The 16,642-nt window shown below is 62.0% G+C and carries 15 protein-coding genes; 12 read left to right on the forward strand and 3 right to left on the reverse strand.

Annotation, left to right across the window (positions count from 1 at the left end):
- Positions 1 to 111: 111 nt before the first annotated feature.
- The 3 genes from ACSQ2A_RS00275 to ACSQ2A_RS00285 form a co-directional block, all read right to left on the reverse strand.
- Positions 112 to 1,659, reverse strand: a complete 1,548-nt coding sequence (locus ACSQ2A_RS00275; RefSeq protein ID WP_436070617.1) for a hypothetical protein — start codon at positions 1,657 to 1,659, stop codon at positions 112 to 114.
- A 4-nt stretch (positions 1,660 to 1,663) separates the two neighbouring features.
- Positions 1,664 to 2,602, reverse strand: coding sequence for a DUF6384 family protein (locus ACSQ2A_RS00280; protein ID WP_436070618.1), 939 nt, complete (start codon positions 2,600 to 2,602; stop codon positions 1,664 to 1,666).
- Between the two features lie 187 nt (positions 2,603 to 2,789).
- Positions 2,790 to 4,007 carry a cell surface protein gene (locus ACSQ2A_RS00285; protein WP_436070619.1) on the reverse strand — a complete coding sequence of 406 codons (1,218 nt, stop codon included), beginning with the start codon at positions 4,005 to 4,007 and terminating at the stop codon, positions 2,790 to 2,792.
- Between the two features lie 268 nt (positions 4,008 to 4,275).
- On the opposite strand from ACSQ2A_RS00285, the gene ACSQ2A_RS00290 reads away from it, so the two are divergent.
- The 12 genes from ACSQ2A_RS00290 to deoA all read left to right on the forward strand — a co-directional run bounded on the left by ACSQ2A_RS00290 (position 4,276) and on the right by deoA (position 16,640).
- Positions 4,276 to 4,731, forward strand: a complete 456-nt coding sequence (locus tag ACSQ2A_RS00290) for a CoxG family protein (RefSeq protein WP_436070620.1) — start codon at positions 4,276 to 4,278, stop codon at positions 4,729 to 4,731.
- A gap of 103 nt (positions 4,732 to 4,834) precedes the next feature.
- A complete protein-coding gene (locus tag ACSQ2A_RS00295; RefSeq protein ID WP_436070621.1) occupies positions 4,835 to 4,957 on the forward strand; it encodes a hypothetical protein in 123 nt (40 codons plus the stop codon).
- A 162-nt stretch (positions 4,958 to 5,119) separates the two neighbouring features.
- Positions 5,120 to 6,121, forward strand: coding sequence for a BMP family lipoprotein (locus tag ACSQ2A_RS00300; RefSeq protein ID WP_436070622.1), 1,002 nt, complete (start codon positions 5,120 to 5,122; stop codon positions 6,119 to 6,121).
- Positions 6,122 to 6,149: 28 nt separating this feature from the next.
- Positions 6,150 to 7,733 (forward strand): ABC transporter ATP-binding protein, encoded by a 1,584-nt coding sequence (locus ACSQ2A_RS00305; protein WP_436070623.1) that lies wholly within the window; start codon positions 6,150 to 6,152, stop codon positions 7,731 to 7,733.
- Positions 7,733 to 8,821, forward strand: coding sequence for an ABC transporter permease (locus ACSQ2A_RS00310; RefSeq protein ID WP_295416617.1), 1,089 nt, complete (start codon positions 7,733 to 7,735; stop codon positions 8,819 to 8,821). The genes ACSQ2A_RS00305 and ACSQ2A_RS00310 overlap by 1 nt, the downstream gene beginning before the upstream one ends.
- Positions 8,821 to 9,795 carry an ABC transporter permease gene (locus ACSQ2A_RS00315; RefSeq protein ID WP_295416619.1) on the forward strand — a complete coding sequence of 325 codons (975 nt, stop codon included), beginning with the start codon at positions 8,821 to 8,823 and terminating at the stop codon, positions 9,793 to 9,795. The genes ACSQ2A_RS00310 and ACSQ2A_RS00315 overlap by 1 nt, the downstream gene beginning before the upstream one ends.
- A 161-nt stretch (positions 9,796 to 9,956) precedes the next feature.
- On the forward strand, positions 9,957 to 10,361 hold the full coding sequence (locus tag ACSQ2A_RS00320; protein WP_436071610.1) for a cytidine deaminase: 405 nt from the start codon (positions 9,957 to 9,959) through the stop codon (positions 10,359 to 10,361).
- Between the two features lie 154 nt (positions 10,362 to 10,515).
- Complete coding sequence (locus tag ACSQ2A_RS00325; RefSeq protein WP_436070624.1) at positions 10,516 to 11,310, forward strand: purine-nucleoside phosphorylase; 795 nt, start codon at positions 10,516 to 10,518, stop codon at positions 11,308 to 11,310.
- Complete coding sequence (gene deoC / locus ACSQ2A_RS00330; RefSeq protein WP_436070625.1) at positions 11,307 to 12,299, forward strand: deoxyribose-phosphate aldolase; 993 nt, start codon at positions 11,307 to 11,309, stop codon at positions 12,297 to 12,299. Before ACSQ2A_RS00325 ends, deoC begins: the two co-directional genes overlap by 4 nt.
- Positions 12,300 to 12,313: 14 nt before the next feature.
- Entirely contained in the window at positions 12,314 to 12,799 is a 486-nt protein-coding gene (locus ACSQ2A_RS00335; RefSeq protein WP_436070626.1) for a hypothetical protein, read from the forward strand.
- Positions 12,799 to 15,165: an aldehyde dehydrogenase family protein gene (locus ACSQ2A_RS00340; RefSeq protein WP_436071611.1), complete on the forward strand. Its 2,367-nt coding sequence runs from the start codon at positions 12,799 to 12,801 to the stop codon at positions 15,163 to 15,165. The genes ACSQ2A_RS00335 and ACSQ2A_RS00340 overlap by 1 nt, the downstream gene beginning before the upstream one ends.
- A 152-nt stretch (positions 15,166 to 15,317) precedes the next feature.
- A complete protein-coding gene (deoA, locus tag ACSQ2A_RS00345; protein ID WP_436070627.1) occupies positions 15,318 to 16,640 on the forward strand; it encodes a thymidine phosphorylase in 1,323 nt (440 codons plus the stop codon).
- Positions 16,641 to 16,642 lie beyond the last annotated feature (2 nt).

Here is a 16,642-nt window from a genome sequence, read left to right on the forward strand (position 1 = left end):
CCCTCGCTCCACGGTGAAAATTGCAAACGGCTCATCGGTCAGCGCCTCCCTCCCCCTTGTGGGGAGGGAACGAGGGTGGGGGTGTCCCCGCAACAGCGAGGCCCAAAAAACCTAAAACCCGCCGCCCGTCTTGAACCCCGTATGCTTCCGCGTACCGGCATCGCCCGTCCGCGGCCGCGAAAATCCGCCACCGCTATTGCCGCCGCCACCCCAGGCGCCACCAAATCCACCACTCGACGGCTTGGATTTCCCGCCGCTCGATGATCCGCCAAAGCTATTGTCCGGCCAGTGGAACCCGCCCTGATCACCCCAGGGCGAGGATTGGCCGCCGCTATTGCGGCGCGGTGGTGCGCTTCCCGCGCCCCATTCATTGCCCGGTGCCCAGTTCTGGCTTTTCCGCCACTGGTCCCAATAGCTCGCCGCCGAAATGCCGCCGCGCAGGAAATCGTTGAGCAGGTCCCCGACGAGCTTTTCTTCCCTGAAGCTCGAGCGCGGATCGTCAAAGCGCTGCTTCTTGAATTCCCACTGGATGTCTTCGAGTTCCCGCCGTCGCGCGGCCAGCGTCTTGCTGCGCTCGCGCAGGTCCCGGCTTTCCTCTTCTTCCTCGCGCATGCGAGTGCGCGATTCATCGATCTGGGCGACGATCGTATCGTCCTGCCCGGTACGGGTGCGGCGCGCCTCAGCGAGAAGGGTCTGGATATCCTCCTGGCCCAAGGCCGCGGCAAGTGCAGCAGCTGCCGAAGCCAAAGCCGGATCGCTTCCGCTCGTCAGCGATTGCAGGGCTTCGCCTGCCTCGTTGCGCTTGTCCTCGGCCTCGACGATGGCGGCATCGATGGCCTGCACATCGGCTTCGGCCTTGGCCTTGGCATCGCGCAGCGGCTTACCGCCCGCAGCATCCGCAGCCGTGTTGGCGAGCGTTGCAAGCCCGGCTTCTGCGGCCTGCGCATTGGCTTCCTGCCGCTCGGCATGTTCGCGCAGGCGCAGCGGAATATCGTTGAGCATGGCATAGTTGGGCCGGGCCTTGAGGAAGCCGACGAGACCTGCCACGAGCCCATCGAGATAGCGGATGAGGTTGTTGGCCTTGTAGGCCGATGTGCCGTAGCCGCTGTCCCACAGATACATGAAGAGCGGGTCGTCGCGATAAGGCTTGCCCTTCTCTTCCCGGTCCGTTTCGGCGAGCCGGGTCTTTTCCATCGACTGGTCGGCCACTTCGTCAAGCGCCTGCGCCGCAGCCCGCTTTTCGGCATAGGTCGGGTCGGTCTCAAGCTGGGTCGAAACCTGCTTGAGCAGCGCGTCGAGCGCCTTCTGCTTTTCTGCGAGGTCCGCAACGGCATTGCGCCGCCGCTCGACCAGCGAGGCCCGGGCCGCTTCCAGTTCCTCTATGGTCTTTTGCGCCTTGTCGACGGCCTTGCCATGCGACTTCAGCGATTCACGCGCCTTGCTCTCGGCGCTGGAGATACGCCCGTCGAGTTCGGATTGAATGGCCGGGTCGAGACGCAGCTGCGCCAGTTGGCGAAACAGCTCCGCTTCGCTTTCCTTGATCTTGGCGACAATTTCGGTCGAGCGCGCCAGCCGGCGGGAGATTTCGTCTTCCTCGCGGCGGATATCGCTCATTGCTTCTTCGAGGGAGGCGAGGGCCTGTGGACCGCCTATGCTCATGCCATCACCATTCGGTCACGGCGCCGTTCAGCACCGGCATCTGAAATTCGACATCGAGGAAGCCGTCCGATTTGCGGCCCACTTCATTGGCCTGGATGATGCCATCGTCGCGCTTGTCATTGGCCACGGCGTTGTAGACCGATTCCGGCACGCGCTGGCCCCATTGCGACACGACTTTGGTCTCGCCGGTTTCCTCGTTGAGGATAGGCAGGCTCAAAGCCCGGCCGTCCGGATCGATCGCCTCGACCACGAGATAATAGTTCGTGGCATCGGTATTGATCTCGGGAAAAGTCCAGAAGCCGGACTGCTCGTCGGCGCGGTTGACGACGCGCACCACATATTCCTGCCGCAGCTTGTCGCGCAGCCCGGTCAGGTCTTCGACAATACCCTCGGCGCCGGGCCGGTTGCCTTCCGCGGCAAAGGCCTTGCCCCGGCTGACCAGGGCGTCGGCCTGCACCACGGCCTGCTGCACCTTGGTCTCTTCGAAAATGGTGGTGTAGAGCGCATCCATCTGCGCCGGCAGACCCTCGGTCAGCTCGATCTGCTGCTGATGCGCCTGTCCAGCCTGGAAGGGCTGGTAGATGCCAAAATAACCCACGCCCACGACCAACAGGGCCCCGAGCGCCAGCAGCACCGGGCGGCCCCAGGTCTTGCGACTTACATAGAGGCGCGCCAGGCTCGTATTGAGGCCCGGTGCCGGCGGGTCATAAGCAAAACGGCTCTCGGCCAGCGCTTCGACGCCTTCCTTGAGAATATGGTCGGGGACCTCGATACCCTGCTGTCGGTAAATCTCGCGCAACCGCTCGATCAGCTGGCCCTCGCGCGCCGTGCCATCGAGTTCGCGCGTCACCAGGTCCTGGCGGTGGCGGAGTGTATCCACCACATCCATGGCCAGCATGACTTCATCGAGTGGGGCAGCCGGTTTGGCTGTCGCGTCGCTCATCCTCTTTTTTTAATCCCGTCGCCGCTATGCATAAATTCAGAGCATTCCATGTTCTTGCAGGTCTCGTTCCACTCTCGATTGTCACCCCGGCGAAGGCCGGGGCCCATCTTGAGATCTCAGGATGGATCCCGGCCTTCGCCGGGATGACAGTCGGAGAGCGTTGCCAAACGAGGGCAAGAGAAGAGGTTCAGTTCTTGGTTTCGAGCAGCAGGGCATTGCCCTCGGCAGCGAGTGTCGCCAGGCGCCGCTTGCCGTCTTCCACCGCGTCGCGGATTTCGGCCGAGTTCTTGGTCGAGGCAACCCGCATCTCGTTGATGATGGTGCGGCTCTTTTCCTGGAAGTTGACGACAGAGTCGACGAGCTTCTTGACGGCATCGGCGCGCACGGTCGGGCCATAGCCGGCCTTGACGGCCTCTTCCTGCACCTTGTCGCCGATCTCCGAGAGCGTTTCCAGGCTCTTGGACATGCCTTCCTTCATCGCATTCAGCGTCTGGGTCGATTCATGCAGGCCAAACATGCCGGTGAAGGACGCTGAGAGGGCCGTAAGAACGGTTTCATTGGTCGAGAAGAACGAGATCGACTGCTGATAGACGCGTTCCTTGGCATTGGTCGTCTGCATCAGGCGTGCCATCACCACTTCCGAGGTATTGTAGGAAATGGTCAGGTTGTCCGAGAGGTCCTTGGCGATCTGGTAGCGCTTTTCCTCGTTTTGCATGTCGCGCAGCTTTTCGTCGCGCGCCATTTCGAGACGGGCGCGATCGGCCGGCACATCGCCAGCATAGGCGGCCAGTTCATCGGCTGCCTTCTGCAGGATGTTCTTCTGGTCGCCAAGGCGCTTTTCCGCCGTCTGCAGCACTTCAAGCGCCATCACTTCGGACTGCTTCAGCGCGCCGCGGAAATCGCGATAGGCTTCCAGAATCGTCTGCTCGCGGTCGATCTGGTCCTTGGTGTCCTTGGTCACTTCCAGATACGTGTCGCGGATCTTGTTGAAGCGCGTGGCGATATCGCCGCGGCTCACCTTCATCCACACATTGGAAACGCGCTCGATCATGTCGAGCTTGTTGTCCTGGAGTTGGTCGACCATGCCCTTGGCATCGTCGCGGATCGAGTCAAAGCCCTTGGTGATGTCTTCGTAGCGTTCGCCGATTTTCATGGCGGCAACCTGCTCGCGCACCACTTCGTTGAAGGCGCTCGCCTGGCTCAGCGTGCGGCCGATCAGGATGACGCGGGTTTCGTCCAATTCGGTGATCTGGCTCAAAAGCCCAGTGATCGGCTGCTCGCCCTGCTGTTCGGGCCAGATGCCGAGGTCGCGGATGGCGTTGACCGCCTTGTCCAGGTACTGCAGCGGCTTTTCGGCAATGGCCGGCGCGCTGGTCTGCGGGGCGGTCGTCACTTGGTCGGTCATCATCTGCTCCCTGGCATAGTTTGGCTCGCGGGCCGGCTTGTGCCTTAGCCCTAGATTGCGCGTGAGGGCTCCGCTGACAATTGCATCCCCCCATCCCAGCAACTATTTAGTCCATATTGGTGCGAAAAAGCCGCACGTAAAGAGTAGGGTTCGTCACCATGGATAAGAACAGTCTTGCCCGCGCATTATGCCGCCTTTGCGACATCGCCAGCGTGTCGTCCTGCGACATCGCCGAGCAGATCTGATGGAGTTCGGCGGTCGCTACAAAATGAGTGCCCCGCGGGCCCGCATCTGGGACGCGCTCAACGATCCCGAAATGCTGAAAGCCGCCATTCCCGGCTGCCATCTCATCGCCTGGTCCGGCGCTGAGACGCTCGATCTCGAGATCAAGGTCAATCTCGGCGTCATGCAGCCCACCTTCAAAGGCGAGCTGATCCTCTCCAATATCGTCCCGGCCGTCAGCTACACCCTCTCCGGTCGCGGCAAGGGTGGCTTGCTCGGTCTCGCCGAAGGCAGCGCCGACGTATCGCTCGCTGATGAAGGCTCCGATACCATCCTCACCTTCACCGCCAATGGCGGTGCCTCGGGCCAGATCATGAAAATGGGCAAGGCCATTATCGGCAATTCCGCCCAGCGCATCATCGACGGTTTTTTCGAGCGCTTCGGCAGTGCCGCGGGCGTCGAGGTCGTGCCCTTGCCGCGCGAAAACCTGCAGCCTTCATAATCGGTTAACCCTATCCCAATCCGCCCCGAACCGGCCTTAATCCCGCCGCTGCATCCGATGTAGAGACAGGTTGTCCTTCATTACAATTTGTCTCAAATCGCACATGTCCAGCTCATCCCGCGACAGTCTCGCCCTCTACCTCATCGCCTTCGCCGCCATCCTTGCCGTGCTCTATGCCGATGTCGATCTGGGCGCCCTGTTCGCGGCCATTCTCGCCCGCTGGTAAGCGGGCGGGCGAGCAAATTAACGCCAATTTTTGACCAATCGGAAAAATTTGACATCGTCCCCCTTGCGAAGGGCGTGATTGCACGATTTTATCGCCCTTCAGCGCATGCGGATAAACGAGGGTGCATTTCTTGCGTCCGCTGCGAGACAGGGAGACTAATCAATGAAATTCTCGATCCTCACCAAGGCTATTGCCGGCGGCGTTGCTCTGAGCGCACTGATGGCTGGTGCAGCCTTCGCTGACGCCGCTCTCGTCTATGACGGCGGTGGCAAATTCGACAAATCCTTCAACGAAGCCGCCTATACCGGCGCCGAGCTCTTCAAGTCCGAAGGCGGCGCCTATCAGGATCTCGAAATCTCGGGCGACGCCATGCGCGAGCAGGCCATCCGCCAGTTCGCTTCGCGCGGCAACAACCCGATCGTGCTGCCCGGCTTCTCGTGGGAAACCGCTCTGAAGGTCGTGGCTCCGGAATTCCCCGATACCAAGTTCACCATCATCGACACCGTCGTTGACCTGCCCAACGTCCAGTCCGTCGTCTTCAAGGAACACGAGGGCTCCTACCTCGTCGGTATCCTGGCTGCCATGCAATCGCAGTCGGGCAAGATCGGCGTCGTTCCGGCCTTCAACTTCGACCTCCTCGAAGCCTTTGCCTGCGGCTATGCCCAGGGCGCCAAGTCCGTAAACCCGGATATCGAAGTGCTCGAAACCTATGTCGGCACCGGCTTTGAAGCCTTCAACGACCCCGGCAAGGCCACTGAAGTCGCCAAGTCGCAGCTCGATCAGGGCGTCGACGTGGTGTTCCAGGTTGCCGGTGGCGCCGGCGCCGGTGTGCTCCAGGCTGCCGCTGACGCCGGCAAGTTCTCGATCGGCGTTGATAGCAACCAGAACCACCTGCACCCCGGCTCGGTCCTGACCTCGATGCTCAAGCGCGTTGACGTTGCCACCTACAACGCCATGAAGGGCGTTGCCGATGGCACCTGGGCTCCCGGCGTGATCGTTCTGGGTCTGGCTGAAGATGGCGTTGGCGCTGCCTTCGACGACAACAATGCTTCGCTCATCACTGCAGACATGAAGGCCGCGGTCGAAAAGGCCACTGCCGACATCATCTCGGGCGCTGTGACCGTGCACGATTTCCGCACCGACAAGGCGTGCCCGTCTCTCTAAACGAACGAAGAAGGGGAGGACTTAGCCCATGACAAGTCTTCACCCGGCAAATGCGCAGCGGTCCGAAGGGACCGCTGCTGCCCCGCTCGCTATCGAGCTTGTCGGCATCAACAAGCATTTCGGCCCGGTCCACGCCAATCGTGACATCCACCTCGCGGTGCGCCGCGGCACGGTGCATGGCATTGTCGGCGAAAACGGCGCCGGCAAATCGACCCTGATGTCGATCCTTTACGGCTTCTACACCGCCGACAGCGGCGAAATCCGCGTCAATGGCGCGGTGCAGCACATCACCGATTCCCGCCACGCCCTCGCCCTCGGCATCGGCATGGTCCACCAGCACTTCATGCTGGTCGATAATTTCACCGTGCTTGAAAACGTGGTGCTCGGCGCAGAGGATTCTGCCCTGCTTGCCCCCACGCTCTCCAAGGCGCGCACTCAGCTCAAGGCTCTTGCGCGAGATTACGGCCTCGAAGTCGATCCCGACGCCATCATCGAGAACCTCTCAGTCGGCCAGCAGCAGCGCGTCGAAATTCTGAAAGCGCTCTATCGCGGCGCCGAAACCCTCATTCTCGACGAGCCCACCGGCGTCTTGACGCCCGACGAGGCAGATCACCTCTTCCGCATCCTTGGCAAACTGCGCGACGAAGGCAAAACCATCATCCTGATCACGCACAAGCTGCGTGAAATCATGGCCATCACCGATGAAGTCTCGGTCATGCGCCAGGGTGCCATGGTGAAAACCCTGACCACCAAGGACACTTCGCCCGGCGCATTGGCCGAACTCATGGTCGGCCGCCGCGTGCTCCTGCGCGTCGAAAAAGGCCCCGCCAGCCCCGGCAAGGTGCTGCTCGATGTCGAAAACCTCGTCGTCACCGACGATTTCAAGGTGCCCCGCGTCAAGGGTGTGAGCTTCCAGGTCCGCGCCGGCGAAATCGTCGGCATTGCCGGCGTGGCCGGCAATGGCCAATCCGAACTCCTCGAATCCATCGCCGGCATGCGCGACCAGCTCCTGGGCACCATCCGCCTCAATGGCGAAGTGCTGAGCCTTGAAGGCGATGATGGCGCCGCCCGCGCCCGCGCCGCCGGTCTCGCCCACGTGCCCGAAGACCGCCTCCGCATGGGTTTGGTGACCACCTTCTCCGAGTGGGAAAACTCCATCCTCGGCTATCAGCATTCCTACGGCACCGGCCCCGGCCTCGATATCGCCAAGGCCCGCGCGACCGCCGAGGAATACATCAAGAAATTCGACATCCGCCCGCCCAATCTGGACCTGAAGACAGCCAATTTCTCCGGCGGCAATCAGCAAAAGATCGTCTTGGCGCGCGAAATGGAGCGCAATCCCGACGTGCTCATCGTCGGCCAGCCGACGCGCGGCGTCGATATCGGCGCCATCGAATTCATCCACAACCAGATCATCAAGATGCGCGATGCCGGCAAGGCCATCCTGCTCGTCTCGGTGGAACTGGATGAAATCCGCTCGCTCGCCGATCGTATCCTCGTGATTTTCGACGGCCACATCGTGGGCGAAGCCGACCCGGCGACGGCAGACGAAACCGAACTTGGGCTGCTCATGACCGGCTCGCACGCTTCTTCGGGCAAGGAAACCAACTGATGACCGCATTGCCTCGCTGGGCCGACGTCGTCCTCCTGCCACTGCTCAATGTCGTGCTGGCCTTCATCGTCGGCGGCCTCATCGTTCTCGCCGTCGGCCAGAACCCGCTGCAGGCCGTGGGCATCATGCTCTATGGTGCCTTCGGCTATGGTTCGGGCTTCGGTTACACGCTCTACTATACGACCGACTTCATCTTTGCCGGGCTTGCCGTGTCGCTGGCCTATCACGCGGGCCTCTTCAATATCGGCCCCGAGGGCCAGGCCTATGTCGGCGGTCTCGGCGTCATCCTCATTGGCCTGGCGCTCAATGGCACGCATTGGGCCATCGTCTTCCCGCTGATGATCATCTGCGGCGGCGCTTTCGGCGCGCTCTGGGCCTTCGTTCCCGGCTATCTGCAAGCCAAGCGCGGCAGTCACGTCGTCATCACCACCATTCTCTTCAATTTCATCGCCGCCTCGATGATGGGCTTTCTCATCTCGCGCGTCCTGAAACCCGAAGGCGTCAATTCCGACGAAAGCGCCCCGCTCGAAGCCATTACCCGCGTGCCGCAGCTTCGCACCTTCATCGAGCTCTTCAAGAATTCGCCGGTCAACCTGACGTTCTTCCTGGCAATTGCCGCGCTGGTTTTCATCTACTGGCTGATCTGGCGCACCAAGTTTGGCTATGCCGTGCGCGCCCTGGGTAAGAATCCGGTGGCCGCCAATTATGCCGGCATTTCCAACCAGAAGATGATCATGATCGTCATGGCCATGTCCGGCGTCCTCGCCGCCATGGTCGCGGTCAACAATGTCGGCGGCGTCCAGGGCCGTCTCATTCTCAACTTCGTCAATGGTGCTGGTTTCGTCGGTATCGCCGTGGCCTTCATGGGTCGTGGCCACCCGGTCGGCGTCGGCCTCTCGGCCTTGCTCTTCGGCATCCTTTACCAAGGCGGGCAGGAACTGGCCTTCCAGATGCCGGGCATTACCCGCGAAATGATCGTCACCATTCAGGCCCTCGTCATCCTCTTTACCGGCGCCATGGGCGACATGCTGCGCGCGCCCTTGGCGCGGTTGCTTGTCCGGTCTGACGCGCCGACGGGAGCCAAGTGATGGAACAGTATTTCGTCGACATCACCCTGATCCTCGACTCCACCGTCCGCCTGGCGGTGCCGCTGATCCTTGCCTGTCTCGCTGGTCTCTATTCCGAGCGCGCCGGCATCGTCGATATCGGTCTTGAAGGCAAGCTCTTGGCTGGCGCCTTTGCCGCCGCCGCCACTTCCGCCGTCACCGGTTCAGCCTGGCTCGGCCTACTCGCCGGCATCGGCGCAGCCCTGATGTTCTCGGGCATTCATGGCCTTGCCTCGATAAATTTCAAAGGCAATCAGACCATTTCCGGCGTGGCGCTCAACTTCCTCGCCGCTGGCCTGACGACCTTCCTCGGCCAGTCCTGGTTCAAGCGCGGCGGCTACACGCCCCAGCTTTCCGGCGACCAGCGTTTCAACCCCATCACGCTGCCCTTTGCCGAGCAGCTGCGCGAAGTCCCGATCCTCGGCCAGATCTATTACGAGCTGATTTCGGGCCACAATATCATCACCTATGTCGCCTTCATCGCCGTGCCGGTGACGGCCTGGGTCCTGTTCCGCACCCGCTTCGGCCTCCGCCTGCGCGCCGTCGGCGAAAATCCCAAGGCCATCGACACCGCCGGCATTTCGGTGACGCGCCTGCGCTATCAGGCCCTGATCATCACCGCCGTCCTCGTCGGCATCGGCGGCGCCTATCTGTCGATCGCCCAGTCGGCTGGCTTCAACAACAACATGTCCGCCGGCCGTGGCTATATCGCGCTAGCCGCGCTGATCTTTGCCAAGTGGCGCCCGGGTCCGGCTTTGCTGGTCTGTCTGATGTTCGGCTTCCTCGATGCGGTCCAGTTCCGTATCCAGGGCCAGGTCTTCCCCATCATCGGCGAAGTCCCGGTCCAGGCCATCCAGGCTCTGCCCTATATCCTGACGGTCATCCTGCTCGCCGGCTTCATCGGCCGCGCCGTGGCGCCAAAGGCCTCGGGCATTCCGTACACGAAGGAGCGCTAGTTCCTTCGCACCATATGGGGCACTTCACCCGCCCCACCCACGATTGTCACCCCGGCGAAGGCCGGGGCCCATCCTGAGATCTCAAGATGGATCCCGGCTCAGGGCCGGGATGACATCAGGTGGTTTTGTATGAAGGTCTATCGGACGTAAGAGTTATGGCAATCACAGACACCGACGAGGCGCTGTTCGCGGCCGCCGAAGCCATTCGCGCAAAAGCCTATGCGCCCTATTCCAAATTCCACGTCGGCGCCGCCATCCTCGCCGATGACGGAAAGATCTATTCCGGCTGCAATATCGAAAACGCCGCCTACCCGCAGGGCAACTGCGCCGAAACCTCGGCCATCGCCGCGATGATCGCCGGCGGCGCCAAACGCATCAAGCGCATCTACGTCACCGGTCCTGGCCTCTCTCCCGTCACCCCCTGCGGCGGCTGCCGCCAGCGCATCCGCGAATTCGCCGATCTCGACGTGGAAGTCATCTCCCACGGCGTCGATGGCGAGCCGCTGGTGCAGACGCTTGGGCAATTGCTGCCCCACAGTTTCGGTCCGGAGTTTTTAGGCAAATGACGGACACCCCCCTCCCATCCTCCCCCACAAGGGGGGAGGTGCCGCATCCAGTTCCTGGCACAATCCAGTCCCAACCACTGTCCCTGCACCTCCCCCTTGATGGGGGAGGCTGGGAGGGGATGTCGGCAATCACGATTGCTTCGGAAATCACCCCATGACCAAAGCCGCCAAAACCATCCAGAAGATCGCCGGCAAGGAACCCATCGCCGCAGCGCTCGTCCTCGGCTCGGGCCTCTCCGCCATCGCCGATACGCTCGAAGACAAGGTGACCATTCCCTATTCCGAGCTGAAGGATTTTCCCGGTGCGGGCGTTTCCGGCCATGGCCGCGATCTCGTCCTCGGCATCATGGGCGGCAAGCGCATCGCCATCCTCACCGGCCGCGAGCACTATTATGAGCATGGCAATCCCGCCGCCATGCGCCCGGCGCTCGAAACCATGGCCGAGCTTGGCGCGCAAACGCTGCTGCTGACCAATTCGGCCGGTTCGCTCGACCAGCGCTTCGCCCCCGGCGACCTGATGCTGATCTCGGACCACATCAATTACAACGGCCTCAATCCTCTGATCGGCGAGCCGACCGACCGTCGTTTTGTCAACATGGTCGACTGCTACAACCCCGACTACCGCGCCAAGGCGAAGGCCGCTGCGGAGCGTCTGGGCATTGCGCTCGGAGAAGGCGTATACTTCTGGTACTCGGGCCCGAGTTTCGAAACGCCGGCCGAAATCCAGATGGCCATTCGCCTCGGCGCCAACGCCGTCGGCATGTCTACCGTCCCGGAAGTGATCGTCGGGCGGTTCCTTGGACTAAAGGTTTGGGCCTGCTCGTCCATCACCAATATGGGCGCAGGTCTTTCGAGCGAAAACATCAGCCATGAACATACCAAAACCATGGCGGTGCAAGGGGCGGCAAAGCTGCAAAAGCTGATCCCCGCCCTGGTGGAGGAGCTATGAGTCTCAAAGTCGTCGACAGCACCCAGAGCCACGAGCCCGCGCACAAGCGCAATCCCGGCTATCCGCTCGACCTCGATTGGGTCGAACGCGTCCGCATGAACCGCTCGGCCCTCGAGCGCCGCGCCGGCTCCATCGGCGCCCGCCGCACGGTCAAGAAGGACTACCAGCTCGCCTGGCTCCTCAAAGCCATCACCCTGATCGACCTGACCACCCTCAATGCCGACGACACCGTCGGCCGCGTCGAACGCCTCTGCGCCAAGGCCCGCAATCCCCTGCGCAGTGACATCGTCGAAAAGCTTGGTGTGCAGGACCTCCGTATCCTCCCCGGCGCCGTCTGCGTCTACCACACCTTCGTCAAAACCGCCGTTGATGCCCTCGAAGGCACCGGCATCCCGGTCGCTGCCGTCTCGACCGCCTTCCCGCATGGCCTCGCCCCCGTCGAAACCAAGATCGCCGAGATCGAAGCCTCCGTAAAAGACGGCGCCCAGGAAATCGACATCGTCATTGAGCGCGGCATGGTCCTTCGCGGCGACTGGCAAGCGCTTTACGATCAAGTAAGAGCCTTCCGCAAAGCCTGCGGCGACGCCCACATCAAGACCATCCTCGGCACCGGCGAACTCGCCACCCAGACCAACATCGCCAAAGCTTCGCTCGTCTGCATGTTGGCTGGCGCCGATTTCATCAAGACCTCGACCGGCAAGGAAAAGGTCAACGCCAATCTCGTGACCTCACTGACCATGATCCGCATGATCCGCTGGTTCGGCGAAGAGACCGGCATCGAAATCGGCTACAAACCAGCCGGCGGCATCGCCACGGCGGGCGACGCGCTAAAGTACATGGCGCTGATGAAGGAGGAGCTGGGCACGCGTTACCTCAATCCTCATTTGTTCCGCTTCGGTGCTAGCAGTCTGCTAACCGATATAGAGCGCCAGCTAGAGCACGGGTTAACCGGCCACTACGCTGCAGACTACCGTCAGCCGATGGTGTGACCCGGAGGTGTGTTTTGGAACAGACAGGTTGGATTTCAACCATATCCGATGTCATGGAGATCGTTGGCGCCATAGCCACCGTGGTTCTTGCCTATGTCGTCTACGCCTATACAAAAAAGCGCGAGGCTTTTGAGGCAACGAGCCAGGTTCAGACGGAATGGCAGCACGCCAACGAACTGGCGCTGACCAACCCTGAGATACTATCGATCGAGATTGCGGGGCATCCTCATGGGGAGCTTAGCGAGGCCGACGCGCGCAAGATGTACTGGTACTTCGTGAAGATGAACATAGCCTTCAACAGTTGGGTTGGGCGGCTCGCCTACATCGACCAGGCTACTGCACAATCGACGATCGATACGGTGATAAATTCGACCTTCCGCGACCGGGATTTCATCCGCACGCACGTCCTTCCCCGAGGCTATTCTAAGACCTTCGCCAGAGAAATCGAGGCAGGCTGGACCAAGATAGACCGGTCGGGCCAGATGATTGAGATGACATGATGAACAAGATCGCGCAAATTTTCGAAACCCTCGAATACGGCCCGGCTCCCGAAACGCCGGACCAGGCAAATGCTTGGCTCGACAGCCAAAATCGCAAGTTCGGCCACTTCATCAACGGCGCCTGGACCGAGCCCGGCAAGACCTTTGCCTCGACCAACCCGGCCAATGGCGAAAAACTCGCCGAAATCACCGACGGCACCTCCGCCGACGTCGATACCGCCGTCAAAGCCGCGCGTGCTGCCTTCCCGCTCTGGAGTGGGTTAAGTGGTTATGAACGCGGGAAATTTCTCTATTCCATCGCCCGCATGATCCAGAAGCACAGCCGTCTCTTCGCTGTGCTCGAAACCATGGACAACGGCAAACCGATCCGCGAAAGCCGCGACGCCGATATCCCCTTGGTAGCACGGCATTTTTACCACCACGCCGGCTGGGCCACGCACCTCGAACGCGAATTCCCCGACCACGTCCCCTATGGCGTCTGCGGCCAGATCATCCCCTGGAATTTCCCGTTGTTGATGCTGGCCTGGAAGATCGCCCCGGCTCTCGCCGCCGGCAATACCGTGGTCCTGAAACCCGCCGAGTTCACCTCGCTAACCGCGCTGCTTTTCGCTGAAATCTGCGAACGCGTCGGCCTCCCCAAGGGCGTCGTCAACATCGTTACGGGCGAAGGCGATACGGGCGCGGCGCTGGTAAACCATTCTGACGTCGACAAAATCGCTTTCACCGGCTCGACCGAAGTCGGCAAGATTATCCGTGCAGCCACGGCCGGATCGGGCAAGGGTCTCTCGCTCGAACTGGGCGGCAAGTCCCCTTACATCGTCTTCGAAGACGCCGATCTCGACAGCGCCGTTGAAGGCCTGGTGGAAGCCATCTGGTTCAACCAGGGCCAAGTCTGCTGCGCCGGCTCGCGCCTCCTCGTGCAGGAGTCGATCGAAGAGCGCTTCATCGCCAAGGTGAAGAAGCGCATGGCCAATCTCCGCGTTGGCGATCCCCTTGATAAATCAGTCGATATCGGCGCGCTGGTCGCTCCGGTGCAGGTCGAGCGCATCCGCGACCTGATGAAACGCGGCGTTGCCGAAGGCGCCGTAGTCTACGAGCCCGATGGCGCCGTTCCCGCCAATGGCTGCTTCCTGAAACCCGCTCTCGTCACCAACGTCTCTCCCGCTAACACCCTTGTTGCAGAAGAGATTTTTGGCCCCGTTCTGGTTGCCATGAGCTTCCGCACGCCCGAAGAAGCGGTGGCCCTTGCCAACAACACCCGCTATGGCCTCGCCGCGACGCTCTGGAGTGAGAACATCAACCTCGCCCTCGATATCGCGCCAAAACTGAAAGCCGGCGTCATCTGGATCAACGGCACCAACCAGTTCGATGCCGCCGTCGGCTTCGGCGGCTATAAGGAATCCGGCTATGGTCGCGAAGGTGGCCGCGAAGGCATGGGCGCCTACCTGAAACCCAAATGGGAAAAGGAACTTAAGCCCGCTCCCCTAGCCAAATCCGTCCCGGCCAAGGCCGCGAACCCGCTCGACGCCGGCCATCTCGACCAGACCGCCAAGATGTATATCGGCGGCAAGCAGGCGCGTCCGGATAGCGGCTACAATCGCCCGGTCCATGGCGCCAAGGGCGATCTCATCGGCGAAGTCGGCGACGGCAACCGCAAGGATATCCGCAACGCCGTCGAAGCCGCCCGCGCCGCGCTCGGTTGGGGTACGAGCGCGGCCCACTCCCGCGCGCAAGTGCTTTATTTCCTTGCCGAAAACCTCGACTACCGCCGCGACGAATTCGCCGCCCGCATCAAGGCGCAGACCGGCGAAGACGGCCAAAAGGAAGTTGCCCAATCCGTCGAACGCCTCTTCGCCTTTGCCGGCTGGGCCGACAAATATGACGGCGCCGTCCACAATCCGCCCATGCGCGCCGTCGCCGCCGCCATGGTCGAACCGCTTGGCGTCATTGGCGTCGTCGCGCCGCCCTCGCGCCCGCTGCTCGGCTCCGTGGCCCTCATCGCCCCGGCCCTCGCCATGGGCAATACAGTGGTGCTGGTCCCCTCAGACCGCTCGCCGCTCTCGATGACCGATTTCTACCAAGTGCTCGAAACCTCCGACATGCCCTCGGGCGTCGTCAATATCGTCACCGGTGAAAGCGTCAGTCTTGCTAAGACCTTGGCCGAGCATGACGGCGTCGATGGGCTCTGGTTTGCTGGTCCCGCCGACGGCTCCGCCATGGTCGAAAAGGCCTCGGTCGGCAATCTCAAGCAAACCTGGACCAGCCGCGGTCTCTACTACGACCTCGCTGATCCACGTTTTGCCGGGGACTATTTCCTCGGCAAGGCAACGCAGGTGAAGAACGTCTGGATTCCCTACGGGGCCTAATCCGTTCAATCGGCCGGTACGTCTCGGATAGCGAGCGTGCCGGCCGGAGCCCTGTAGACAAAACGAGCTGAAACTCGAAGCAACACCTGTCCCGCGTTAGGCGGTGGGGAGGGGTGGAGCAACAAGCGCGCAAATCGCAAAGGGCCGGAAAAATGGTCTTTCTCCCCCAGGAAGTGATCCTCAGGAAGCGCAATGGCGAAAAGCTTCCCAAGGAAGATATCGCCCGCTTCATCGCCGGCTTTGCCGAAGGCACCGTGTCCCACGCACAGGCCGCCGCCTTCGCCATGGCGGTCTATTTCCAGGACATGAGCATGGACGAGCGCGTGGTGCTCACCCTCGCCATGCGCGATAGCGGCACCGTGCTCGATTGGTCCGATCTCGATGGCCCGGTGGCCGACAAGCATTCAACCGGCGGCGTCGGCGACAATGTCAGCCTTATGCTCGCGCCGATCCTCGCTGCCGTCGGCATCTACGTCCCGATGATTTCCGGCCGTGGCCTCGGCCACACAGGCGGCACGCTCGACAAGTTCGATTCCATCCCCGGCTACCAGACCCAGCCGGACAATGCGCTGTTCCGCGCCGCGGTAAGAGAGGCCCGCTGCGCCATTATCGGTCAGACCGCCGACCTCGCTCCGGCCGACAAGACGCTCTACGCCATCCGGGACGTCACCGGCACGGTGGAATCCATTTCGTTGATCACCGCCTCGATCCTGTCGAAAAAGCTCGCAGCCGGCCTCGGCGCGCTGATCCTCGACGTAAAAACCGGTTCCGGCGCCTTCATGCCGACGCTTGAGGCGTCACGCGATCTGGCCAAAAGCCTCGTCAGCGTCGCCAATGGTGCCGGTCTCAAAACTGGCGCCCTGATCACCGACATGAACGAGCCCCTCGCCAGCGCGGCCGGCAATGGCCTCGAAATCCGCAATGCCGTCGATTTCCTGACCGGCGCCCACCAGGATGGCCGCCTCAAGGAAGTGACGCTCGCCCTCTGCGCCGAAATTGTCCTGATGACCGGGATGGCTGGAGATATCGAGGCGGCACGGACCAAGGTCGAAAAAGCCCTCGATAGCGGCCAGGCGCTCGAACAATTTTCCAAGATGGTAACGGTCCTCGGCGGACCCTTCGATTTCGCCGAGCGCATGGATGGCTATCTCAGCCCCGCGCCGATCGTCCGCGATGTCTTTGCAGAGGGGCAGGGGACCGTGGCTGAAATCGACACGCGCGGGGTCGGCATGGCGGTTGTCGCGCTTGGCGGTGGCCGCGCGACGCCGACCGACAGGATCGATCATCGTGTCGGTTTCGATCGCCTCCTCGGCCTTGGCGCCAAGGTAGACAGCCAGACACCAATCGCCCGCATCCACGCCCGTGACGAGGCTTCGGCAATCGACGCCGAGAACCGCGTTCGCGCCGCCTATCGCTTTGGTGGCACCGCACCGAACTTCCCCCTGATCGCCGACCGCATCGCCCCCACGGAGTAACG

It is taken from the genome of Devosia sp. LjRoot3 (assembly GCF_964252865.1).
In the GTDB taxonomy this organism is placed as follows: domain Bacteria; phylum Pseudomonadota; class Alphaproteobacteria; order Rhizobiales; family Devosiaceae; genus Devosia.